The organism is Pseudomonas putida, from assembly GCF_022627325.1.
Taxonomy (GTDB): Bacteria; Pseudomonadota; Gammaproteobacteria; order Pseudomonadales; family Pseudomonadaceae; genus Aquipseudomonas; species Aquipseudomonas putida_X.
In genome coordinates, this window is sequence record NZ_JAETZZ010000005.1 from 65,897 (window position 1) to 90,636 (window position 24,740).

Annotated in this window: 10 protein-coding genes; 4 read left to right on the forward strand and 6 right to left on the reverse strand. The window is 65.4% G+C overall.

Annotation, left to right across the window (positions count from 1 at the left end; genetic code table 11):
- Positions 1-3: 3 nt before the first annotated feature.
- The 3 genes from JNA92_RS09670 to JNA92_RS09680 are packed head-to-tail and all read right to left on the reverse strand — an operon-like array spanning position 4 to position 4,578.
- Positions 4-1,215, reverse strand: coding sequence for a cytochrome c (locus JNA92_RS09670; RefSeq protein WP_431312458.1), 1,212 nt, complete (start codon positions 1,213-1,215; stop codon positions 4-6).
- Positions 1,216-1,217: 2 nt separating this feature from the next.
- Complete coding sequence (locus tag JNA92_RS09675; protein ID WP_241804480.1) at positions 1,218-1,754, reverse strand: (2Fe-2S)-binding protein; 537 nt, start codon at positions 1,752-1,754, stop codon at positions 1,218-1,220.
- Positions 1,747-4,578, reverse strand: coding sequence for a xanthine dehydrogenase family protein molybdopterin-binding subunit (locus JNA92_RS09680; RefSeq protein WP_241804481.1), 2,832 nt, complete (start codon positions 4,576-4,578; stop codon positions 1,747-1,749). The genes JNA92_RS09675 and JNA92_RS09680 overlap by 8 nt, the downstream gene beginning before the upstream one ends.
- Before the next feature lie 265 nt (positions 4,579-4,843).
- Here JNA92_RS09680 and dsbD point away from each other — a divergent pair, with 265 nt between their 5' ends.
- Genes dsbD through dsbG form a run of 3 tightly spaced genes read left to right on the forward strand, consistent with a single transcriptional unit; the run spans position 4,844 to position 8,152 of the window.
- Entirely contained in the window at positions 4,844-6,556 is a 1,713-nt protein-coding gene (dsbD, locus tag JNA92_RS09685) for a protein-disulfide reductase DsbD (protein WP_241804482.1), read from the forward strand.
- Positions 6,556-7,392, forward strand: a complete 837-nt coding sequence (locus JNA92_RS09690) for a TlpA family protein disulfide reductase (RefSeq protein ID WP_241804483.1) — start codon at positions 6,556-6,558, stop codon at positions 7,390-7,392. The genes dsbD and JNA92_RS09690 overlap by 1 nt, the downstream gene beginning before the upstream one ends.
- Position 7,393: 1 nt before the next feature.
- Positions 7,394-8,152 carry a thiol:disulfide interchange protein DsbG gene (gene dsbG, locus JNA92_RS09695; protein ID WP_241804484.1) on the forward strand — a complete coding sequence of 253 codons (759 nt, stop codon included), beginning with the start codon at positions 7,394-7,396 and terminating at the stop codon, positions 8,150-8,152.
- A 776-nt stretch (positions 8,153-8,928) separates the two neighbouring features.
- On the opposite strand, the gene JNA92_RS09700 is transcribed toward dsbG, so the two are convergent.
- The gene (locus tag JNA92_RS09700; RefSeq protein ID WP_241804485.1) at positions 8,929-21,876 is read right to left on the reverse strand and encodes a non-ribosomal peptide synthetase; all 12,948 of its coding nucleotides are present in this window, start codon (positions 21,874-21,876) and stop codon (positions 8,929-8,931) included.
- 305 nt (positions 21,877-22,181) lie between these two features.
- Between JNA92_RS09700 and JNA92_RS09705 the strand changes: the two genes are divergently transcribed.
- On the forward strand, positions 22,182-22,712 hold the full coding sequence (locus JNA92_RS09705) for an RNA polymerase factor sigma-70 (RefSeq protein WP_241804486.1): 531 nt from the start codon (positions 22,182-22,184) through the stop codon (positions 22,710-22,712).
- A gap of 96 nt (positions 22,713-22,808) precedes the next feature.
- Here JNA92_RS09705 and JNA92_RS09710 read toward each other — a convergent pair whose 3' ends face one another.
- A complete protein-coding gene (locus tag JNA92_RS09710; protein ID WP_241804487.1) occupies positions 22,809-23,822 on the reverse strand; it encodes a GNAT family N-acetyltransferase in 1,014 nt (337 codons plus the stop codon).
- A 63-nt stretch (positions 23,823-23,885) separates the two neighbouring features.
- The gene (locus tag JNA92_RS09715; RefSeq protein ID WP_241804488.1) at positions 23,886-24,686 is read right to left on the reverse strand and encodes a substrate-binding periplasmic protein; all 801 of its coding nucleotides are present in this window, start codon (positions 24,684-24,686) and stop codon (positions 23,886-23,888) included.
- Positions 24,687-24,740 lie beyond the last annotated feature (54 nt).

Here is a 24,740-nt window from a genome sequence, read left to right on the forward strand (position 1 = left end):
GTATTACTCCGCCTTCAGCTCAGCAAGCTGTTGTACGCTCAAATCACCTGGCAATCCGCCCCAGGCCTGACGCAGGTAATTGACCATATCCGTGACCTGCTCATCACTGAGCTTGTCGGCAAAGCCCGGCATCGGCTGCATGCGCTCGAAACCTGTGAATTGCTGCTCACGGATACCGTCGAGGATGGCCTTGACCAGGTTGCGTGAATCCCCCTGACGCAGCACCGTGTTGCCCTGCATTGCCACCGCGATATGCGGCTTGCCTTCGCCGTCGACACCGTGGCAACCGGCGCAGACATTGAGGTATTGCTGGCGGCCGCGCTTGGCGCTGTCGCTGAGCTGGTCCAGGGGGACTTCCTGTATGACCTTGGCAGGCGGCGGCTGTTCACCCAACAAATAGGTGGCCATGGCAGCCAGGTCGGCGTCCTCGAGGTGCTGGGTGCTGTGGTGCACCACCGGGTACATCTCGTTGAACATGCTGCCCTGGGCGCTGATACCGTGCTTGAGGAAGGTGGTGAGGTCGGGCTGGGTCCAGCCACGGTCGGCAAGGTCCTTGGCCAGCAGGCTCGGTGCCAGGTAGCCATTGAGCAGCCCGCCGGTCAGGCGCTGGTCCTGCTGCAGCGCACCAATCGGGTTACGCGGGGTATGGCACTCGCCGCAGTGGCCCATGACTTCGACCATGTACTGCCCGCGCTGCCATGCCGGGCTTTTACCTTCGGTGGGCTGTAGCTGCACACTCTTGCCGTACAGCATGTTCCAGCCCGACAGGCCCATGCGCACGTTGAACGGGAAGCTGAGCTTGGTCTGCGGGGCCGGGCGGTTGATCGGCGGCACGGTCATCAGGTACGCCAGGATCGCATCGGAGTCTTCCCGGGAGATCAGGTGGTACGAGGTGTAGGGCATGGCCGGGTACAGGTTGGCGCCGTCCTTGCGCTTGCCCTCGGTGACGGCCGCAAAGAATTCGTCGGCGGTGTAATTGCCGATACCGTACGCTTTGTCCGGGGTGATGTTGGTGCCATAGATGGTGCCGAACGGTGAGTGAATCGGCAGGCCGCCAGCATAGGGCGCGCCGCCTTCGGCGGTGTGGCAGGCCATGCAGTCGGCGGCACGGGCGAGGTATTCGCCGCGCTTGATCTGTGCCGGGTCATCGGCCTGGGCCGCCATCGATACGGCGAGGCCAAGCGCCAGCGCCAGGCTGGAACGTACGAACGCCATGCTCAACCCTCCTTGACCAGGCCGAGGTCGTTGAGGACCGTACGGGTGGCGTCGTAGTAACGCACGTAGCCCGTGCAACGGCAGATGTGGTGCCCCAGGCTCTCTTCGATACGGTCCTCCAGCTCGCTCTTCTTCACCGGCTGACGCTGGGCATTTTCCACCAGCACGGTGGCCGCGTTGACGAAGCCCGGTGCGCAGTAGCTGCACTGGAACGCGAACAGGTCGACGAACTTCTGCTGGATGGGGTTGAGCGTGAAGTTGCCGGCCTCGTCCTGCTTGGCATGGCTTTCGATAGTACGGACCTTCTTGCCGGTGAAGTAATGGGCACCGGTGATGCAGGTACGCACTTCTTCACTGGTGCCATCCGGGTTGTCGACGATCACGACGCAGGCATGGCAGATACCCTGGCCGCAGCCCAGGCGCGAGCCGGTGAGGTTCTGGTGTTCGTGCAGGTAGTCGATCATCGCCAGGTCGTCGGGGACCTCGACCGGACCGACAGGTTGACCGTTGAGGGTCAGTTGAAGCGGACGGTTAGCCATTGAGGGCCTCCTTGATGCGGGCTGGAGTAATCGGAAGGTCACGCACACGCTTGCCGATGGCATGGGCCACGGCGTTGCCGATGGCGCCGACCACCGGGATCATCACCACCTCGGCAATGCCCTTGGACGGGTCGGTGGGCGACAAGGGCGGGAGAATCTCGGAGGTCTGCTTCCAGACCGCCACGTCCTTGGCATGCGGCAGGCGATAGCGGTTGAAGTTCCAGTCGCCCTCCCCCGGGCCACCCTCATGCAACGGCATCTCTTCGGTCAGCGCATGGCCAATGCCCATGGCGATGCCGCCTTCGAGCTGGCCCTTGACCAGCTCCGGCACCAGCACACGGCCGCACTCGACCCAGCTGTGATGGTTGAGGACCTGCACCTCATGGGTGCCCTTGTTCACTTTGATTTCGACGATGGTGGCCACCGGGCTGTAGTAGGTGACCATGGCGTTGTTCAACTGGGTGGCCGGGTAGGCGGCGTTCTGCCGGTCGAGCAAGTGGTAGCCGTTGCTGCTCATCTGCGCTTTCTTGGCGTTCGGCGCACCGTCGCCGTATTTCACGGCCACGGCATCGAGCGGGAAACGCTCGCGCACGCCGTCGATGACGAAGTCGGCCTCTGCCCAGCTCCAACGGTTGAAACCGTGCACGCTGACGCCGGTGACCAGGCCCATTTCGTGGGCTTTCTTCGCAAGCTCGGCGAACGGGATCGGCGCCAGGCCATTGCCGGTCAGTTCACCGTTGACCCACACCGCGTTCTCGCGGCGCACCACCAAGGGGTTGGCCTGCCCACCGAACGGGCCTTGACGCCACAGGGCCATGGCCGCCGGCCAAAGGCCATGATTGAACAGCACGCGCGCCGCTTCGCGGGTGGCGTGGCTGAAATAGAACGCCGAGTTGGTCGCCGACGACGGCGATGCCAGCTTGCCGACCCAGCGCGGGTTGCGCAGCGCCGCGTCCTGCTCGGCCTGGCTGATCAGGTACGGGTTACCGCTGGTGGCCAGTTGCAGTTCAGGCCACTCGGTCACTGCGGTCTTCACCTCGTCAGCCGAACGGCCGAGGAAGTCGCTGACCACCAGAGCCTGGGAAGTGGACATGCCGGTGCCCAGCTCGGTACCGATGTGGCGCAGGCTGATGCGGCCATCGGCGGTGAACTCGACGCTGGCCATCGGCGCTTCGGAACCGGTGCCGAAGTCCTTCTGGCAGATGGCGAAACCGACGCCGTACCAGTGGTCCTTGTCTTTGGCGTCCATCTCGCGCTTGCGTGCGTCACGGTTGCGCCACCAGTCGTGGGCGGCGGCCTTGTCGAGGATCTCGTGCAGGCGCAGGGCACCTGCCGGGACCGCGCCCTGGGTGTTCTTCATACCCGATTTGAGCGCGTTGGCGCGGCGCAGGTCGATGGCATCGACGCCCAGGCGCCCCGCCACTTCGTCGACCATCATTTCGGTGGCGGCCATGGTCTGCAAGGTGCCGTAGCCGCGCATGGAGCCGGCCTCGACGCCACGCGAGTGGTAGGCCGTGACGGACAGGTCGTTCTGCGGCATGTAGTAGATCGACTGCGCCGCCGTAGCGCCAACCGCAGCCACCGACGGGCTGTAGTTGATGCGGCCACCGCCATCACAGCTCATGTCGGCGCGAAAGATCTTGAAGCTGTTGTCCTTCTTGTCCACGGCCAGTTGATAGCGGATGTCGAAGGCATGGCGCTTGATGCCGCTCTGGAACTGCTCATAGCGGTCGTTGGCCAGGCGGATCGGCACACCGGCGCCATACAGCGCGGCAACTGCGGCGTAGAAGACGAAGATGTTGTTGTCTTTGGAGCCATAGCCCACGGTGTAACCCGGGTGCATGTTGAGGTGGTTGAGGGCGAAGCGCGAGGGCTTGATCATGTGCACGCAGTCCTGCGCCACTTCGAACGGGCACTGGGTGGCGACCACGAAGTGCAGCGTACCGGTGCCGGCGTCGTACCAGCCATTGCCGTTGTCGGGCTCGAGCGCCGCCGGCTCGATGGAAGGCGTCTTGTAGCGCTCATCGAACACCAGCCAGTCTGCCGGCGGGTTGTCCAGTTGCTCACCGATCCGCTGGGCGTAGAACAGGCCCTGCTCGGTGAGGTCGCCGTGCTGGTTGGGCTGCTTGGACCACACCGGTTTACGGTTGAGGATGGTCGGGAACAGCATGCTGTTCTTCAGGCTGGAGAACTCGTCCTCGTCGAACGGCGTGGCGCCGCCGACGCGCACGAAACGGAAGCTGCCGTAAGGGTCACGCTGGTACAACGGGGCCTGGGCGCCGTAGCGGATCGCCTTGTCGTTGAACTGCAGCTTGCGCTTGGCCTGGCGGAAGCGCTCGAAGTCGTTCCAGATCAGGATCGCCACCGGGTGGCCAATGAACATCGGCACCTTGCCAGGTGGCAGCAGCGGGTCAGGCGAATGGGCTTCGGGCCAGGCGATACCGTCCTTTTCCAGGTCGGCGGCGGTGACGATGCGGTCCGGCTGCAGCTCGGCGCCGAGCAGGCCGAGGTCGAAACCGGCGTAGATGCGGTCGGCCTTGGTGGTCTTGAGCAACATGGCATGCCCTTGCTGCTCGGGCCAGCCGGGCATGTCCTTGGCGCGGATGTCGCGGGCAAAGACTTTGTTGCCACAGACCTTGGACAACGCGTCGTTACGGAAACGCGCCTTGCCGTCGTGGTTCATCCACTTCTGCGGCGACGTGGTGACACGGTCCTCCATCAGCGCGGCGAAGGCCTGGCTGCCGAGCGGCGCCATGCTCACGCCGACACCGGCGATCAGGCCACCTTGCAGGAAGGAGCGCCGGGAAATATCACGGTTGGACATGCTTGATCCTCTGGGCAGGCCGCTGCCTGCCCATCTTTTGATTCTTGTGCTGGAAACGCGGAAGGATGTGACCGCCCACGCAGGACGCCCACAAAAACTGACTTTCACGTCAACTTTACAGCACTCAAATAGGTTTTGGCAAAGTCAAGCAGACAGTATGTCGCGGTATGTCCACATTGCTCGCGTACGAACACGGCCACAGGTTAACTTTGGGTTAATCGGCTCAGGCCAGCATGGCCCCGTTCAACTCTGCCAAGGCGAAGACATGCGCGTCCTCCTGCTCTTCCTCACATTCCTTGTGGCCGGCCCGCTGCAGGCCAACCCGTTCGCGGTAAAACCCGATTTCCTGCCGGTGAACCAGGCGTTCGTCCTGACCCACGACCGCCAGGCCGACGGCCAGATGCGCCTTCATTTCCAGATCAAACAGGGTTACTACCTCTACCAGAAGCGCCTGAAGTTCGATGGCCTGCCCGTCGAGCAGCACCCGCAACTGCCGCCAGCCCTCAACCATCACGATGAATTCTTCGGCGACAGCGCGGTGTACCGCGAGCAACTCGAACTGCTGCTCCCCGCCAACGCCGAAGGCCAGTTGCGCCTGGGCTGGCAAGGCTGCGCCGACGCCGGCCTGTGCTACCCGCCGCAAACCACTGTCATCGACCTGGGCGGCAGCGCCGCGCCTGCCACCGACCAGGCCAGCGACCAAGCCCTGGCCAGCGGCCTGCAGAGCGCCAGCCTTCTCTGGAGCCTGCTGGCGTTCTTCGGCCTTGGCCTGCTGCTGGCTTTTACCCCTTGCTCGCTGCCGATGCTGCCGATCCTGGCCGGCCTGGTCATGGGCAACGGCGCCAGCGCACGCCGTGGCTGGGTGCTGGCCGGGGTCTACGTGCTGAGCATGGCGCTGGTCTATGCAGGGCTCGGCGTGGTTGCAGCGCTGCTTGGCGCCAGCCTGCAAGCCTGGTTGCAGCAGCCTTGGCTGTTGGGCAGCCTGGCGGCGCTGTTCGTGATACTTGCCCTGCCGATGTTCGGCGCTTTCGAATTGCAATTGCCAGCCGCCCTGCGTGATCGCCTGGACCGTGCCGGGCAAAGCACCCGTGGCGGCAACCTCTACGGTGCGGCGCTTCTGGGGGCCCTGTCGGGCCTGCTGCTCGGGCCGTGCATGACCGCGCCGCTGGCCGGCGCCCTGCTTTACATCGCGCAGAGTGGCGATGTGCTGCAAGGCGCGCTGGTGCTGTTCAGCCTTGGCCTGGGCATGGGGGTGCCCTTGCTGTTGCTGGTCACCTTGGGCAACCGTTACCTGCCCCGCCCGGGCGCCTGGATGGAGCGGGTCAAGGGGGTGTTCGGCTTCGTGTTCCTGGCCATGGCCCTGTACACCGTCCGCAGCCTGCTCGCCGCACCGCTGCTGCTGGCCTTGAGCGGCGCTTGGCTGATTGCACTGGGCTGGGCGGCCTGGCCGGCCCTGCAGCGTCTGCCTGCCTTGCGCGCCGTACCGTTGCTGGGCGCCTTGTGGGGCGGCCTGCTGCTGATAGGCGCTGCTGCCGGGGGCGATGACCTCTGGCAGCCGTTGCGCCCATTTGCCGGCGGGCCCGCACCTTCGGCCACTGAGCACGGCGAAGATAAGTTCGTCACCGTCAGCCGCCCGGAGGACCTGCAACGCGAGCTCGATGCGGCCAAAGCCCGTGGCCAATGGGTGATGGTCGATTACTACGCCGACTGGTGCGTATCGTGCAAAGTGATGGAAAAAAAGGTGTTTGCCCGTGACGACGTGCAAGCCAGCCTGGCCGGCGTGCGCCTGCTGCGCCTGGACGTGACCGCCGATGCCCCCGCCAGCCGTGCCCTGCTGCAGCGCTACCAGGTACCCGGCCCGCCCAGTATCCTCTGGCTCGGCCCGGAAGGCGAAGAACGCCGCGCGCGGCGCATCACCGGCGAGGTGGATGCGGCCGCCTTCCTGCAACATTGGGCCCAGACCAGGAGCCAAGGCTGATGCTGACGGTAACCCTGGGGCCCCTGACCATGGCCCTCAATCATCTGTTGATGCTCGCCGCCCTGGGGATCGCCAGCGTGGTCGGCTGGTGGGTGGCCCGGCGTGGCGGCGAAAGCCCGGAGTCGGCGCTGTTCAACCTGTTCTTGATCGGCCTGCTGTGCGCTCGCCTGGGCTTCGTGCTGGCCTACTGGCCGATGTACCGCGATGACCTGGTGCAGGTGATCGACATCCGCGACGGTGGTTTCCTGCTCTGGTCGGGGCTGACCGGCGTCGTGCTCGCCAGCCTGTGGCAAGGTTGGCGCCACCCCGGGCTGCGTCGCCCGCTGGGCTGGGCGCTGTTCAGTGGCGCGCTGTTCTGGGGCCTGGCCAGCCTTGGCAGCCATCTGTACAGCAAGGGCACCGAGCTGCCAGAGCTGAGCCTGCGCAATGCCAGCGGGCAATCGGTCGCGCTGCACAGCTATCGCGGCAAGCCGCTGGTGATCAACATCTGGGCGACCTGGTGCCCACCGTGCCGCCGGGAAATGCCGGTGCTGCAACACGCCCAGGGTGAGTACCCTCATGTGACGTTCCTGTTCGTCAACCAAGGCGAGACGCCGGAAAACGTCAGCACCTTCCTCGCCACCACGGGACTGAGCCTGACCCATGTGCTGTTCGACGGCACCGGTATTCTGGCCCAGCGAGTCGGTTCGATGGCCCTGCCCACCACCCTGTTCTACGACGCCAACGGGCGGCTGATCGGCAGCCACCTGGGCGAGCTGTCCCGGGCCAGCCTGCACCGTGCCTTGGAACCTTTCGAACGGGCCGCCGCGCCCGCCCCTGCCGCACAAGGAAAATGACATGCGAATGACTGCACTGCTGCCCCTGTCCCTGGCCCTGCTGGCCGCCCCGCTGGCGCAGGCCGAAACGCTGCCCAAGGCAATCGAGCAACTGCAAGCCAAGGGTGCCGTGATCAAAGGCAGCTTCGATGCACCCAATGGCCTGCGCGGTTACGCCGCCGAGTACCAGAACAACGGCATCGCCCTGTACCTCACGCCCGATGGCAAGCATGTGCTGATCGGCAGCCTGTTTGACGAACAGGGCCAGGACCTCAGTGCCGAACCCCTGGAAAAGCTGGTGTACGGGCCTATGTCCAAGGCCATCTGGGCGAAACTGGAAAAAACCAGCTGGATCGCTGACGGTAAGGCGGATGCACCGCGCAAGGTCTACCTGTTCAGCGACCCGAACTGCCCGTACTGCAACATGTTCTGGCAGCAGGCGCGGCCATGGGTGGAATCAGGCAAGGTGCAGCTGCGCCATATCATGGTCGGCATCATCCGCGAGGACAGCCCGGGCAAGTCGGCGGCACTGCTGGCCGCCAAAGACCCGGCCAAAGCGCTGGAGCAGCATGAGAAAGCAGGCAAGGCCAGTACCCTGAAAGCGCTGGACAAGGTGCCAGAGGCGGTGCAGCAGAAACTGGCGGCGAACCTGGCCTTGATGGAAGAAATGGGCTTGCAGGCCACGCCGGCGATCTTCTATCAGGATGAGCAGGGCAACCTGCAGAGCCAGCAAGGGGCACCACGGCCGGAGGCATTGGGGAAAATTCTCGGCAAGCGCTAACCTCGCCGATCCAGTGTTTTCGAGCGCCGCCCGCGCGGCGCTCAATTTCAAAAGTGGGGCACAGGGCAAGGCACCTCACGGTGCACTCGGCTAATGTGTTGCCAACCGAAAACATCACGAAACACTCATTTCAAAAAAAACGACATAAACGCATCGCGATCAATTCTCAGAACAAAGCGAAAAGTATTACGCCTCTTTAGGAAAAACTACCGGAACACTTAAAGAAGCGGCCAGACCAGCCCCTCCTCACCCAGCACTGTAGGAAATCACCTAAGCAACTTTCTTACAGCTTGAAGCCTCAATAAACCACCGCCTGTTTTTAGGTCACCCCAGGTCAATTCAACCCCGTTGACATCTGCCACCCCAACAGCAACTCTTGGCACAAGCTTGGTCTTCAGCCTCGCTGGCTTCAGCCACAGGACTTGAATTGCTACCCGAGAAGAAATGAAAACAATAAGAACCTACAACTATGAAATACTAAACTTTGAAGTACCTCCACACCAAAAAATTCAAACACCGAACTCACCCACTCAGCGAGCCAAGAACACCAAACTCGTACTGATGCTATGCACTCAGCTCATTGGCTATACGGCCATCAACACTCCCCTTGAAAACAATGAAGAACGCCTCCCGAACCACACTCGCTACTGGATCGTCGCCGCGCCTTCTTGGCGGGTAAATCAACTCCCACAAGCCCGCCGTTGTAGGTAATACAACGCAGACCTGTAGAAGGTGATCTCCCCGCTAAGAGGCCGCTACGGGTCAATCCGTACCGGTCACAACCCCTCCAGCTCCGCCATCAGATCACTCAACCTATCCACCTTGCCTTCGTCCAGCGCACTGCCCTGCAGCCCACGCACATATTCAGCCAGCTCCTCGACCGTACTGCACTCGAACATCGCCCGCAGCGGCACGTTCAGCCGCAGCTGCTTCTGCACCCGCGAGGCAATCTGCGTAGCCAGAAGCGAATGCCCGCCCAGTTCGAAGAAGTTGTCGTGCATCCCTACCCGCTCGGCCTTGAGCACGTCGGCCCAGATACCGGCGAGCACCTCCTCCAGTTCGTCGCGTGGCGCCACGTAGGCCTGGCCATGCTGGCCGCCGATGTCGATGGCCGGCAACGCCTTGCGGTCGAGCTTGCCGTTGGCGTTGTGCGGCAGGCTATCGAACCAGCCCCAGTGCAGCGGCACCATGTATTCCGGCAAGTCGGCACGCAGGCGTTGCTTGACCTGCTCCAGCAGCGTGGCATCGGCGCTGACGCCCTGGTGCGCCACCAGGTATCCGACCAGGTGCTTGCCGTTGACACCGTCCTGCACACCCACGGCGGCGTCGCGGATTTCGGCCTGCTCGTGCAGGCGGGCTTCGATTTCACCCAGTTCGATCCGGTAACCGCGGATCTTCACCTGGTGGTCGATACGTCCGACGTATTCGAGCACGCCATCGGGGCGCTGCCGCGCCAGGTCACCCGTGCGGTACAGGCGCTCGCCCGGCGCACCGTGCGGGTGCGGGATGAAGGCCAGGGCGGTGCGCACCGGGTCGCCGACATAGCCACGGCCCACGCCGGTACCGGCAACGCACAGCTCGCCCACCGCGCCCAACGGCACCAGGGTTTGATCCTCGCCGTACAGGTACAGGCGGTTGTTGTCGGTTGGCGTACCGATCGGCAGGTAGCTGCCGCGCGTTGAGGCCAGGTCGACGCAAAAGAATGCCACGTCATCGGAGCACTCGGCCGGGCCGTAGGCATTGACCAGGCCGATGTGGGGATAGCGCTGCAGCCATTGCGCGGCCAGCTCAGGCGGCATGGCTTCGCCGGTCGGCAACATCCAGCGCAGGCCGTCCAGCGCCTGGTGATCGTTGGCCAGCATGCCCTGGATCAGCGAGGGTACGCTTTCCAGCATGGTGATGCCGGTGGCCTGCACATGGGCCAGCAGGCCTTGCGGGTCGTGGGCGATGGCGTTTGGCACGATCTCGACCCTGGCACCGAACAATGGCGCGGCAAGGAATTGCCAGACCGAGATATCGAAGCTTTGCGAGGCGGTCTGGGCAATCACGTCATGCTCGTTCAGCGCCAGGTAAGGGACCTTGCTCAGCTGGTTGTTGAGCATGCCGCGCTGCTCGACCATCACGCCTTTGGGCAGGCCTGTGGAGCCTGAGGTGTAGATCACATAGGCCAGGTTGTCCGGCCTGCTGTGAATCCCTGGGTCATGGCTGGCGACGCTGCTCGCCTGTACCTCTTCCCACACCAGCAGGCGTGGCCGTGCCCCACCCGCCAGCTCGTCCAGCAACAGGCGCGCCTGCTCGGCACAGGCCGCGCTGCACACCAGCACCGGCGTGCGGCTGAGCTCGACGATGCGCTGCAGGCGCGCCGACGGCAGGCCGGGGTCCAGCGGCAGGTAACCGGCACCGGCCTTGAAGCTGCCGATGATCATGCCCAGCAGTGGCAGGCCCCGCTCGGCAAGCAGTGCGATCGGCTGATCGATGCCTGCGCCCGCAGCGACCAGCGCATGGCCCAGGCGGTTGGCTGCCAGGTTCAGGCCGGCGTAGTCGTAGCTCGCCTCGAGGCAGCGGGCCACCGTGCGCTCGGGGTGTGCGGCGACCTGTGCCTCGAACTGCGCGACGTAGCTCTGCTCCAGGGCGTAGGCATGTTCGGTACGGTTGCAGTCATCGAGCAGGAAGCGCTGCTCTTCTTCACCCAGCAGTGGCAGTTCGCTGACCTCGCCCTCGAAACCTTGCACCAACGCCAGCAACAGGCGCTTGAACTCGGCCAGCAGACGTTCGACGGTCGAATGGTCGAAGTAGCGCTGGTCGAACGACAGGTGCAGGCCAAGGTCATCGCCCGGGTAGCACACCGCCGTCAACGGGAAGTTGGTGTGAGTACGGCCCGAGTCGGAGCTGGCGTTGAGGTGCTGGGCGTGGTCGAGCACGGCGGTTTCCACCGGGGCGTTCTCGAACACGAACAGGCTGTTGAACAGTGGCTGACCTTTGGGCAGTTCGCTGCATTCCTGAATCGTCACCAAAGGCAGGTATTCGTATTCGCGCAGCTCCATGTTGCGCTCCAGCAGGCCTTGCAGCCACTGGCGCACGCTGCAACGCTGGCCCGGTTCGGGCAATTGCACACGCAGGGCGATACTGTTGATGAACAGGCCAACGGTGCGTTGCATCTGCGGCATGCTCACCGGCCGACCGGCCACGGTCACGCCAAAGGCGACGTCGCGCTCGCCGCTGTAGCGGGCAAGCACCAGGGCCCAGGCCGCCTGGGCGAAGGTGTTGATGGTCAGTTGGTGAGCCTGGGCCAGTTCGCGCAGGCGCACGCCGTCACTCACCGCCAGGCGGGTGTAGCAGTCACCGACCACCATGCCGTCACCGGCATGGTCATTACGCAGCGGGCGGTCGCTTGGGATCGCCGTGGCGCGCTCGAAGCCGGCCAGGTTGGCCTGCCACCAGCCTCGTGCTTCGTCCAGGTCCTGGCGTTGCAGCCAGCCGATGTAGTCGCGGTAGCGTGGCGGCGCCGGCAGCTGGGCCTGGCGGCCTTCGCCAAGGGCCTGGTAAAGCTCGAAGAAATCGTTCATCAACAGCGAACGGCACCAGGCATCGATGAGGATGTGGTGGTTGCTCATCATGAACCAGTAACGCTCATCGTCCACCCGCACCAGGCGCAGGTGGAACGGCGCCTGGCGCAGCAGCTCGAAGCCAGCCTCGCGTTCCTGCTTGTGCAGTGCTTGCAGCCGCTGCTCCTGGGCCGCCTCGTCGAGGCCGCGCCAGTCCTGATAGTCGACAGGCGTGTTACCCGGCTTGTGAATGATCTGCAGCATCGCTTCGCCGGCATTCCAGCTGAACGATGCTCGCAGTGCCTCGTGGCGCGCCACCACCGCCTGCCAGGCCTGGGCGAAACGCTGCGGGTCGAGGGCGCTGTTGATGCGGTAACGGTCCTGCATGTAGTAGATGCCGGTACCCGGCTCCAGCAGGGTATGCAGCAGCAGGCCCTCCTGCATTGGGGTCAGCGGGTAGACGTCTTCGATTTCGCCAGCCGGAACCGGCAGCGCGTCGATCTGTTCCTGGGTCAGGTGCGCCAGCGGGAAGTCCGAGGGCGTGAAGCTGCCCGTACCCTCGGCCAGGCAGTGGCCAACCAGTGCCAGCAGTTCGTGGCGATAGGCATCGGCCAGACGCGCAATGGTCTGCTGGTCGAAACGCTCGCGACTATAAGTCCAGCGCAACTGCAAGGCACCGCCATAGACCTGGCCGTCGACGCTCAGCCAGTTCGGCAGCGGCGCGTCGAGGTCGTGGGCCAGGCCGGCAGGGGCATCCAGCGGCTGGAACAGCGCCGCACTGTCGAACTGCTGGTCGAACTGGCCGAGGTAATTGAAGGTGATGCGAGCTTGCGGCAGCGCGGCCATGCGTTCGCGCCCGGCGTCATCAGCCAGGTAACGCAGCACGCCGAAGCCCTGGCCTTTGTGCGGCACCTCGCGCAGCTGTTCCTTGATGCGTTTGATCGAGGTGGCCCGTGCGCGGTCGTCGTTACCCGCCTGAGGGTTCAGGCGCAGCGGGTAGGCACTGGTGAACCAGCCCACGCTGCGGGTCAGGTCCATGTCTTCGAACAGCCCGTCACGGCCATGGCCTTCGAGCTGCACCAGCACCTCGTCGTCACCGGTCCAGTGGCACAGGGTGCGCGCCAGGGCAGTCAGCAGCAGGTCGTTGACCTGGGTGTGGTACGCCGCGGGGGCCTGCTGCAACAACTGACGGGTCTGCTCCACATCCAGGGCGATGGCCAGGGTATCGGCATGCCGGTGCAGGTTGCCGCCCTGCGGGTGATCACATGGCAGCTCATGGCGCACATGGCCCAGTTGGTCCTGCCACCAGCCGAGCTCGTCGCGCAGCGAATCGCTGCCGGCATAGCTTGCCAGGCGCGCGGCCCAGTCGGCCATGGCGTGGGTCTTGGCCGCCAGCGGCTGACCACGGTACAGCGCCTGCAGGTCTTCGAGCAGCACGCGCCACGACACCCCATCGACCACCAGGTGATGGACCGCCAGCAACAGTCGCTGGGCGCCCTGCCCGTCACTGACCAGCAAGGCCCGCAGCAATGGCCCGTGTTCCAGGTCCAGGCTGCGTTGTACGTCGGTGTAAAGCGCCTGGCAGTCGTTGAAATCGGCCACCGTGGCAGTCCATAGCAACTGCTCGCCAGGCGATTCGGCGTATTCGCCCTGCCAGCGGCCATCGGCCTGGGTAAAGCGCAGGCGCAAGCTGTCGTGGTGCGCCAGCAATGCAGCCAGGGCTCGCTCCAGCAGGGCGCTGTCCAACGGCACCCGCGCCTGGAGCAACACCGCCTGGTTCCAGTGGTGCGGTTGGGCCACCTCACTGTCGAAGAACCACTGCTGGATCGGCGTCAGGCCGCTGTGACCCTGGCGTTGGCCCTGTTCGATGATGTTCGCTATCTCGCTGCGGCCAACCACGGCGGCCAGGGTCTGGATGGTCTGGTGCTGGAACAGGTCGCGGGGGGTGAACTGCAGGCCCAGCTGACGCGCCCGGCTGACCACTTGAATGGACAGAATCGAGTCGCCGCCGAGTTCGAAGAAGTTGTCCTGTACACCCACGCGGGAGACGTTGAGCACTTCGCACCAGATCTGCGCCAGTTGTTCCTCCAGCTCGTTGGCCGGCGCCTGATAGTGCTGGCGCGCCTGCTCCAGGTCGGGCATCGGCAGGGCGCGGCGGTCGAGCTTGCCGTTGCCCATCAACGGCAGGCTGGCGAGCAGCACCAGGTGCGCCGGTACCATGTAATCCGGCAGATGCTGGCGGGCGTCGGCCTTGACCGCTTCGCGCAGCTGGGCCTGGGCCTCGCTGTCGACACTGGCCTGCTTGCACACCAGGTAGCCCACCAGTTGCTTGCCACCGGGCAGGTCGAGCGCGAGGACCACGGCCTCGTCGACATCGGCATGCGCCTGCAAGCGGCTTTCGATTTCGCCGAGCTCGATGCGGAAGCCGCGAATTTTCACCTGCTGGTCGGCACGGCCGATGTACTCCACCAGACCGTCGGCGCGCAGGCGAACCAGGTCACCCGTGCGGTACAGGCGCCCACCGTCAGGGCTGAACGGGTCGGCGACGAAGCGCTCGGCACTGAGGCCCGGACGATCGTGGTAACCCTGGGCCAGGCCGGCACCACCGACGTACAGCTCACCGATGCCGCCCTGTGGCAGCAATGCCAGGTCCTCGTCGAGGATGTAGGCGCTGCGGGCGCCGATCACCCGGCCGATGGGCACGCTACCAGCGTCGGCGGGCAGTGTGTCGGGCGCCACGCAGGCCAGCGGCATGACCACGGTTTCGGTCGGGCCATAGGCGTTGATGAACTGCTGCGGGGCGAAGGCCTGGCGGATGCGCGCCAGGTGCTCGCCGGTCAGCGCTTCGCCGCCGGTGATCACCAGGCGCACCGGCAGTGGCTCGCCCTGCGAGGCGAGGTATTGGGCCAGCTGGCTGCCGTAGCTTGGGGTGAAGCCAAGGACACTGACCTGCTGCTCACGCACCAGCTGGCAGATCTCTTCGGCGCCCCATTGGCCCTGGGCACGCAGCACCACGCGCGCGCCGCACAGCAATGGCACCAAAAGGCGTTCGCTGGCCGCGTCGAAGTTGATCGAGTAGAAGTGCAATTCGCAGTCGTCGCTGCGCATGCCGAACGCGCTGATCACCGCCTGGCAATGCATGGCGATTTCACCGTGGCTGACCACCACGCCCTTGGGCTTGCCGGTGGAGCCGGAGGTGTAGATCAGGTAGGCCGGGTGTTGCGGCAGGTTGAGGTTGTCTAGCGGCGCATCGCTGTAGGCGCACAGGCTTGCGGCATCGTCCTCCAGGCTCCAGCTGGCCACCCCGCCTGGCAACTCGCCCAGGGTTTGGAGCAGCGCGCGCTGGCTCAGCAGCAGGCCGATGCGGCTGTCCTCGATCATGTAGCGCAGGCGGTCGAGCGGGTATTCCGGATCGAGCGGCACATAGGCGCCGCCGGCCTTGAGGATGGCCAACAGGCCAACGACCATTTCCAGCGAACGCTCCAGGGCCAGGCCCACGCGCACCTGCGGGCCGACGCCACGCTCGCGCAGGGCACGGGCCAGGCGGTTGGCCTGCTGGTCGAGTTCGGCATAGCTCAGGTGCTGGCCGGCAAAGGTCAGCGCGCCGGCCTGCGGGGTGCGCGCGGCCTGGGCGGCGAACAGGCCGTGCAGGGTCTGGTCGAGGGCATAGTGATGTTCGCCTTGCAGCTGACCGATCATCACCTGCCGCTCGGCGTCGGCCAGCATTGGCAGTTCGCAAAGGCGCTGCTCGGGGTCGTCGAGCAGGCCAGTCAGCAGTTGCTGCCAGTGCTCGGCCATGCGCGCGATGCGCGGCTCGTCGAACAGGTCGCGGCTGTAGGTCAGGCAGCAACCCAGGCGGCCGTCGAGGTCGGTGACTTCCAGATACAGGTCGAACTTGGTGGCGCTGGCGTCGTTGACCAGATAATCCACCTGCATGCCGGCCAGCTCGCGGCTTTGCTGGAAGGCCCAGCGCTGCACGTTGCACATCACCTGGAACAGCGGGTTGTAGGCACTGCTGCGCGGTGGCTGCAGGGCTTCGACCAACTGGTCGAATGGCAGGTCCTGGTGCGACTGGCCTTCGATGGCGGCCTGGCGCACCTGGTCGAGCAAGGCGGCTACGCTCATCTGCCCGTCCACCTCGCAGCGCAGCACTTGGGTGTTGAGGAAGGCGCCGATCAGCCCTTCGCTTTCGGGGCGGATGCGGTTGGCCACGGGCGCGCCGATGCGCAGGTCACGCTGGCCGCTGTAGCGGTGGAGCAAGGCGGCCAGGGTGGCGGTCATGGTCATGAACAGGGTCAAGCCGCGCTGGCTGTTGAAGGCATGCACGCGGGCCACCAGGGCCGGGTCCAGATCGAAGCGGTACAGCTCGCCACGGTGGCTTTGCACAGCCGGGCGTGGCCGGTCTGCCGGCAGGGCCAGCACCGGGTGCTCATCGCCCAGGCGGGCTTTCCAGTAGGCCAGTTGACGCGCCCCTTCGCCGCTTTCCAGCCACTGCCGCTGCCACACGCTGTAGTCCAGGTACTGCACTGGCAACGGCGTCAGCGGCGACTCGCGCTCATCGACGAACGCTTCGTACAGCTCGCCCAGTTCGCGGGCGAAGATGTCCATGGCCCAACCTTCGGTGACGATGTGGTGCAGGGTGAGCACGAAATAGTGCTCGCGCTCCGCGGCCTTGACCAGGCAGGCGCGCAGCAGTGGGCCACGCTCCAGGTCGAACGGCTGGTGCGCCTGGGCCTCGGCCAATTGCTCCAGGCGCTGTTCGCGCAGGGCTGCTGGCAAACTGCTGAGATCCTGCCAGTCCAGGTGCACGGCGCTGTCAGCGGCCACGCACTGGTACGGCACACCGTCGATGGCGGGGAACGTGGTGCGGAGGGTTTCGTGGCGCACGATCAACGCCTGCAGCGCACGCTCGAAGGCATCCACATGCAATGTGCCGCGCAGGCGCGCCATGCCGCCGACGTTGTAGGCCGGGCTGTCCGGCTCCATTTGCCAGAGGAACCACATGCGCTGTTGCGAATACGACAGCGGCACGGCCTGGCGGCGGTCGACGCGGGTGATCTCGCCTTGCAGGTTGCGTTCACCGGCATCGCGGATACGGGCGATCTCGGCGCAGAAGGTGCCCAGTTCGCTGGCCTCGAACAACACTTTCAGCGGCAGCTCGACGTCGCACGCCTGGCGGGTGCGTGAGACGATCTGGGTGGCCAGCAACGAGTGGCCACCGAGGGCGAAGAAGTCGTCGTGCAGGCCGATGCGCGGCAGGTTGAGCACTTCACGCCAGATCGCCACGACCTCCTGTTCGAGCGCCGTTTGCGGTTCGACATGTTCACGCTGCTGCCAGGCCGGTGCCGGCAGGGCCTTGCGGTCGACTTTGCCGCTGGGGCCCAGCGGCATGTGTTCAAGCGCGATCAACTGCGCCGGCACCATGTAGGCCGGCAGGCGCTCGGCCAGGTTGGCCAGCAGCGTTTCAGCCTGGGCCGAGCCGCTGTAGTAGCCGACCAGTTGCGCCCCGACAGCGTCCTGGTGAATCAGCACCAGCGCCTGTTCGACACCCGGCTGGCTGAGCAGGCAGGCCTGAACTTCTTCCGGTTCGACGCGAAAGCCCCGCACCTTCACTTGCTGATCCAGACGGCCGAGGTACTCCAGGGCTTGTGCCTGCCAGCGGGCACGGTCGCCACTGCGGTACAGGCGCTCGCCGTTGCCATCGGCCTGGGGCACGAAGCGCTCGGCGGTCAGGCCTGGGCGGCCCAGGTAGCCGCGGGCCAGGCCCGCGCCACCGAGGTACAACTCACCCGGTACGCCTGGCGCAGCCAGCTGCAGGTCGGCATCCAGCACGCGGCAGATCACGTTGCCCAGCGGGCGACCGATGGGCGAACGCTGGCCGTCCTCGGCCTGGCAGTGCCAGTGGGTGACGTTGATGGCGGTTTCGGTCGGGCCGTAGCGGTTGTGCAGCTGCACCTGCGGCAGCAGTTGCAGCACGCGGTCACGCAGGTTAGCCGGCAGCGCTTCGCCACCAGAGTACAACCGGCGCAGGCTGGTGCAGCCTGCGGCCAGCGGCTCTTGCACGAACACCTGCAACAGCGGCGGCACAAAGTGCAGCGTGGTGACCTGATGCGCCTGCACCAGTGCGGCGATACGTTGCGGGTCGCGGTGTTCACCGGGGCCTGCGAGCACCAGTTTGCAGCCGGTGATCAGCGGCCAGAAGCACTCCCACACCGACACATCGAAGCTGATCGGCGCCTTCTGCATCAGCACGTCGCTGTCATCCAGCGCGTAGGTGGCCTGCATCCACTGCAGGCGCTCGGCCAGGGCCGCGTGGGTATTGCCCACGCCTTTGGGCTGGCCAGTGGAGCCGGAGGTATAAATCACGTAGGCGAGGTTGTCGCCGTGCAGGTGCAGGCCCGGCGCTTGGCTGGGCCAGCTGTCCAGGTGCAGCTGGTCGAGGGCGATGGCGCTGACGCCGTCGACCTGCGGCAAGCTGGCGAGCATGGCGCTGTTGCTCAACAACAGGCTGGCCTGGCAATCGCGCAGCATGTAAGCCAGGCGCTCGGCGGGGTAGTCGACGTCCAGCGGCACATAGGCGCCACCCGCCTTGAGGATGGCCAGCAGGCCAACCAGCAGTTGCGGCGAGCGCTCGACGGCGATGGCCACGCAGGTGTCGGGGCCAACGCCCTTGTCGCGCAGGTAATGGGCCAGGCGGTTGGCCTGCTGATGCAGTTCGGCGTAGTCAAGGCTGCCGCCTTGCCAGGCCAGCGCAGTGCGCTCGGGCGTCAGGCGCGCTTGTTCGTTGAGCTGCTCGACCACCAGACGCTGCGGCACCGGCGCCGGAGCCTGGCCCCAGGCCAACAGTTGCTGGCGGCCTTGCTCGTCCAGCAAGTCGACGTCGCCCACGGCCAGCTGCGGTTGTGCGCACACCTGTTCGAGCAGCGCCAGCAGGTGCTGGGACAGGCGCTTCACAGTGCCCTCGGCAAACAGCTCGGAGGCATAGTCGAAGGCCAGGCTCAGGCGGCCCTGGTGGTCTTCCTCGCTGTGCAGCTGCAGGTCGAACTTGGCTTCGCGGCTGTGCCATGGCAACTCTTCTGCCAGCAGGCCCGGCAGGCGGCGCAAGGCCGAGAGGTCGCGCTGCTGGTGGTTGAACATCACCTGGAACAGGCCTTGTTCACGGGCCTCGGGCAGCGCTTCGAGCAGTTGCTCGAACGGCAGGTCCTGGTGGGCCTGGGCATCCAGGGTGGCCTGGCGCACCTGGGCCAGCAGTGCGCTGAATGGCAGGCGGCCATCGAGTTGCGCACGCAGTACCTGGGTGTTGATGAAGAAGCCGACCATGCCCTGGGTTTCCTGGCGAGGGCGGTTGGCGTTCGGCACGCCGACGCGGATTTCCGCCTGGCCGGTGTAGCGGTGCAGCAGGCCTTGCCAGGCGGCCAGCAAGACCATGAACAGGCTGGCTTGCTGTTCGCGGGCCAGGCCCTTTAGGGCGTCGCTGAGCGCAGCCGGTACCTTGAGGCTCAAGCGTGCGGCGCGGCGAGTCTGTTGGGTGGAACGCGGCCGGTCGGGGTGCAGGTCGAGCACCGGCAGCGTCCCGCCCAGCTGTGCCTTCCAGTAGTCCAGTTGACGGGCGCTTTCGCCGTCGGCCAGCCATTGGCGCTGCCAGCTGCCGTAGTCGGCGTACCCCAGCGGCAGCGGCGCCAGCGCGGCTTGCAGACCCTGGCAGCGGGCCGCATACAGTTTGGCGAACTCGTCGAGCAGGATATTCAGCGACCAGCCATCGGCGACGATGTGGTGCAAGGTCACCCACAGTTGATGATCTTCATCGCCCAGCTGCGCCAGGGTCACACGCAGCAGTGGCCCTTGGGTCAGATCGAACGGTTGCTGGGCTTCGGCTTCGCGGCGCTCGGCCACTTCGCTGGCCGTCAGCCCTTGCAGGTCCAGGCGCTGCAGATTGAAAGGCTGCTCGGGCAGGATGTGCTGCAGGGCCTGGCCATCTGCTTCGCTGAACACGGTGCGCAGTGCTTCGTGGCGCTGCACCAGCGCCTGGAACGCGCCTTCCAGCGCGGCCTGGTGCAGCTCGCCGCGCAGGTGCAGGCCGGCGGGAATGTTGTAGGCCGCCGAGTGCGGCTCCAGTTGCCACAGCAACCACAGGCGGTTTTGCGCCAGCGACTGCGCCAGGGCCTGGCCACGGTCGAGGGCCGCGACAGCTGCCGCGCCACCACCGCCCTGGGCGATGATCGCCGCCACAGCGGCGCTGTAGTCGGCCAGGGTCGGCGCTTCGAACAAAGTGCGCAGGTTCAGCGAGATACCCAGCTCATCGGCCAGGCGCGCGGTGACCTGGGTGGCGGCAATGGAGTTACCGCCCAGCAGCAGGAAATGGTCGTCGGCGGCGACCGCTTCGGCGTTGAGAATCTCGCGCCAGACGCCGGCGATGCGGCCCTGCAGGCCATCACCGGCTGCAGCGGTCTCGGCCGCTTCGGTAGCGTTCGGGAAACGCGCGTAGCAATCCAGGCTGCCGTCATTCATGCGCAGGCGGCACGCCGAACGTTGCAGCTTGCCGCTGGAGGTCTTCGGCAGCGCGCCCGGGTTGAGCAACAGAACCACCGCCGGCGCCTGGCGGCAGGCATCGGCGATGACCTGGCGCAAGGTCTTGATCAGCGCCTCGGGCGTGACCGCCTTCTGCACGTTGCGGCTGACTTCCACCGCCACGCCGATGCCCTCCTCGCCCTGATCGTCGACGGCGAACACCGCGACGCGGCCCTTGCGCAGCAGCTCGACTTCGCGCTCCAGGGTTTTTTCCAGGTCCTGCGGGTACAGGTTCTGGCCGCGCACGATGAGCATGTCCTTCAGGCGCCCAGTGACGAACACTTCGCCGTCGCGCATGAAGCCCAGGTCGCCAGTCCGCAACCAGGTCTGGCCGTCCATGGCGACGAAGGTGCGGGCGCTGGCCTCGGGATTGCGCCAGTAGCCCAGGGCGATGCTGGGGCCACCGGCCCAGATCTCGCCCACCCGGTTGTCCTCCAGCACTTGCAGGCGCTGCGGCTCGACGATACGCACCGCATGGCCGGGTTGCGGGTAGCCGCAGCTCATCAGCACGCTGCCCTTGCCGGGTTCGGCGCGGTTGGCGGCAAACGCTTCGGCGTCGAGCTCCAGCGCACCGATGCCCTGGCCACGGCGGCTGCCGCTGACGAACAGGGTGGCTTCGGCCAGGCCATAGCTGGCGAAGAAGCTGCTGGGCGTGAAACCACAGGGGGCGAATTTTTCGGCGAAGGTCTCCAGGCTGTCCTGGCGGATGGGCTCGGAGCCGGAATAGGCCACACGCCAGCGGCTCAAGTCCAGGCCGGCCAGGGCCGCCTCACTGACCCGTTCGCTGCACAGGCGGTAGGCAAAGTCCGGCCCGCCGCTGATGGTCCCGCCGTATTCGCTGATCGCCTGCAACCAGCGTTGCGGCCGTGCGAGGAAATAACCTGGCGACATCAGCACGCAGGGCACGCCGCTGAAAATCGGCTGCAGCAGCCCGCCGATCAGGCCCATGTCGTGGTACAGCGGCAACCAGCTGACGATCACATCGTCGGGGTTGAGGTCGATGCCGAAGCCGTGGCGGATCAATTGCTCGTTGGCCACCAGGTTGCCGTGGCTGACCTGCACGCCCTTGGGCAGCGCGGTGGAACCGGAGGTGTACTGGAGAAAGGCGATGTCGTCGCCAGCCAGCGCCGGTTCGCGCCAGGCACTCGCCAACGTTGGGTCCAGGCCATCCACCGCCAGCAGTTCGGGGGCGTTGTCGGCGGCCAGGGCGGGCAGGCCCTGCAAAACCTCATGCAGCGCTGCCACAGTCAGCAGCAGGCGCGGCTCGGCATCGTCGATGATCGACAGCAGGCGCTCCTGATGATGCTGGCGCGAAGACTCCGGCGGATAGGCCGGCACGGCAATCACGCCTGCATACAGGCAGCCAAAGAACGCCGCCACGTAATCGGGGCCGCTGGGGAACAGCAACACGGCACGGTCACCGAACGCGGCGCGGCTCTGCAAGGCGGCGGCGATGGTGCGCGCGCGCAGGTCCAGGTCGCGATAGCTGAGCACGGCCTGCTCGCCTGGAGCATCGGCCAAGAAGCGCAAGGCGATGCGGTCCGGGGTCTGTGCGGCGCGTTGCGCCAGGGCCTGGACCAGCGAGAGCGGGAGTTCGAAGGCGTCCGTCATGGGGTGTTCCTGCCAGTGTCTGGGTAAGTCGGGCCGGTTGCCCGCGCAAGGTCGGCGGGCAGCGTTCGGCGGCCGGATGTACAGAGGGGAACGGACGGGCGAGGGAAGAAATTACCGGGATGAGGCGGCTTTGTACGCAGCGAAAGGTGAACCGCGTCACGCTCGCCGGCTTAGAACTGAAACTAATAGATACTCATTAACTTTCGTATTTGACAATCATTATCATTCTGCATAGTTTGTCGCACGTCGTAGGAAGCTTCCCTGTGCGGGGTGCTCCTATTCCTCTCTGTGACAAGGTGATTTCCATGGCGGAACAACTATCCACAAGTAAGTGCGATTCACCATTACTCCAGGCATTCGTCGCCAATCGCAGCATCCTGGTCAAGATCGCGGCGCGCATCACCGGCTGCCGCTCACGCGCCGAAGACGTGGTGCAGGACGCGTTCTTCCGGCTCGGCGCCGCCCCGCAGATCACCTCGTCGTTCAAGGCGCAGCTGAGCTACCTGTTCCAGATCGTGCGCAACCTGGCCATCGACCATTACCGCAAACAGGCGATGGAGCTGAAGTATTCGGGCAGCGAGGAGGAAGGCTTGAACGTGGTCATCCAGAACGCGTCGCCCGAGGCGACGCACATCAACCTGGCGGCCCTCGAGCACATTGCCGAGGCGCTGAACGAGCTGCCCCAGCGCACCCGTTACGCTTTCGAGATGTACCGTTTGCACGGTGTGCCGCAAAAAGACATCGCCAAGGAGCTGGGCGTGTCGCCGACGCTGGTCAACTTCATGATCCGTGATGCGCTGGTGCACTGCCGCAAGACCGCCAGCCGCCAGGCCTGACCCAGCGGCAAGCTGCAAGCTGCAAGCTGCAAGATGGATCAGCGCCGACCCGCTTTTCTCTTGCAGCTTGAAGCTTGAAGCTTGCCGCTCCAGCCCCTAAGCGAGGCTGCAGCGGTCGAAGAACCGCTCCCGACCCAGGATCATCAACGCTGCACGTTTGTGCGGGAAGTCGAATTCCTTGTCGCAGTGGAAGCACTGGTCCTGCATGTAGCCGATCATCTTGCCGTTGTCGGCACGGGGCTCGGCCACCACCCGCTGAGTGCGCGGGTCATCCAGAAACAGGTAGTGCACCAGCGCCGACAGCCAACTGGCGACCTTGTGCGGCCCCCGATGCGCCTGCTCACCCACCAGCATATGGATGCCACGGTCGTAGTCGTCGGCCTGGTAGAACGGCGCGATGCGGTCTTCCTTGGCCCAATAAGCCTCGAAGTAGGCAAATGGCTGATCGTCGAAGCAGCCGATCAAGGTCACGGTGTGCGGGTCGGCTTGCAGCTTGGCCAGGTACTCCCGATGCTGCTCCAGCGACCCGCCCTCCTGCCAGAACTGCTCCACACGCGGATCGTTCTGCCAACGATTGAAGCGCTCCAGGTCCTGGTCGATCTCCAGGGTGCGCAGCGACACCCAGCTGCCCAGGCGCGCATCGAAGCGCCGATACACCTCGCCACGGGGCTTGGGTGCCCGGCGCGGGTGGCGCTTGCCATCGCTGAGCTGCATCTGTTGCGGGTATGCGCCCTTGACCGGCTGCGCCAGCCAGGGCTGTGGCAACTGCCAGAACATGGAGCGCTCGCACAGGTACACGCCTGGCTGTTGCGTGCTGAGCAACAGGCCACTGGCGAGGGCCTCAGGGACAGCCTGCGGCAGGTGCCAGGCAAGGCGCTGGCAGGCTGGGTCACGCGACAACAACCAATAACAGGCGGCCCACAGGGCCTGCTCCGGGCGCTCGGGGCACAGGCGTTCAACATGCACCGCCAGGGTAGCGGCTGGCGCCAGGCGCACCTGGATCAGCGGGCGGCCCTCCAGGGTCAGGCTCAGGCACAGATCGCCCTCTTCAGCGCTGAGGCTACGCCAGCGGGGCTGTGACAAGGGCTGCGAAGCGGCATCGAAAGGCATGGTCAGGGCTCACAGAAATGAATTGAAGGCTCGCTTCTGAAAACGTCATTGCAATCGGGGAATTTAGTCGTGGGGGGCTTGGACGGTGATCTGGTAAGGCTGGAAGATGCGGGTCAGCTCGCCGGTATCACGCAGGCGGCGCAGCAACGCGGCCAACTGCGCGTCGCTGATCGGCGCACCGGGGCGCAGCAGCGCATAGTGATGGTAGACCTGATCGATGCGCGTGGAGGCGATCAGCTGGCCCTGGCTGGCCGGGTTGCGCGCCAGGAAATCACTGAGGTACGAGCGCGTCACCAGCGCGATGTCGGCGCGGCCAGCCTGCACCATCAGCAGGTTGCTGTCGTGCGAATAGGTCAGCGTGGCGTTGTAGGCCTTGCGCAGGTAGTTGGGGTCCGGGTTGAAACGGGCGAATGCATAGTGGTAACCGTTGAACAGCGCCAGGCGCTTGCCGGCAAGGTCATCGAAATAGCGTTGGTCACGGCCATCGACCTGCTTGGCCACGAACACCTCGGCATCTTCCAGGCCCATGTCCACCGCCTGATGGGGTATTCGCTGCCAGCCCCACTGCGGGTTCTCGAAGATGGCCATGTCGGTGCGGCCTTGCTGGAAATCGCCAAAGCGCCGCTGAATCGATGTGGGCACCAGCACGAAGCGATAGTCTTGCTGCAGGCGGTTCAACGCGTCGACCAGTTGCGGCAGCAACCCGGTGTCCGCGCCCTGCTCGGGGCGCACCGTATAAGGCGGAAAATGCGCGGCACCGATCTTCACCTTGATGGCGTCGGCTGCCCAGACCGGTGCCGCCAGCCATACAGCGGCCAGCATCAACAGGGTGGTCAAAGCCTTCAGGCCGGGCGCTGGAGTCAAGACGGACACTCATAACGGTTCATACCTGGATGCGCTTAAGCTAGGCGTTTTCCT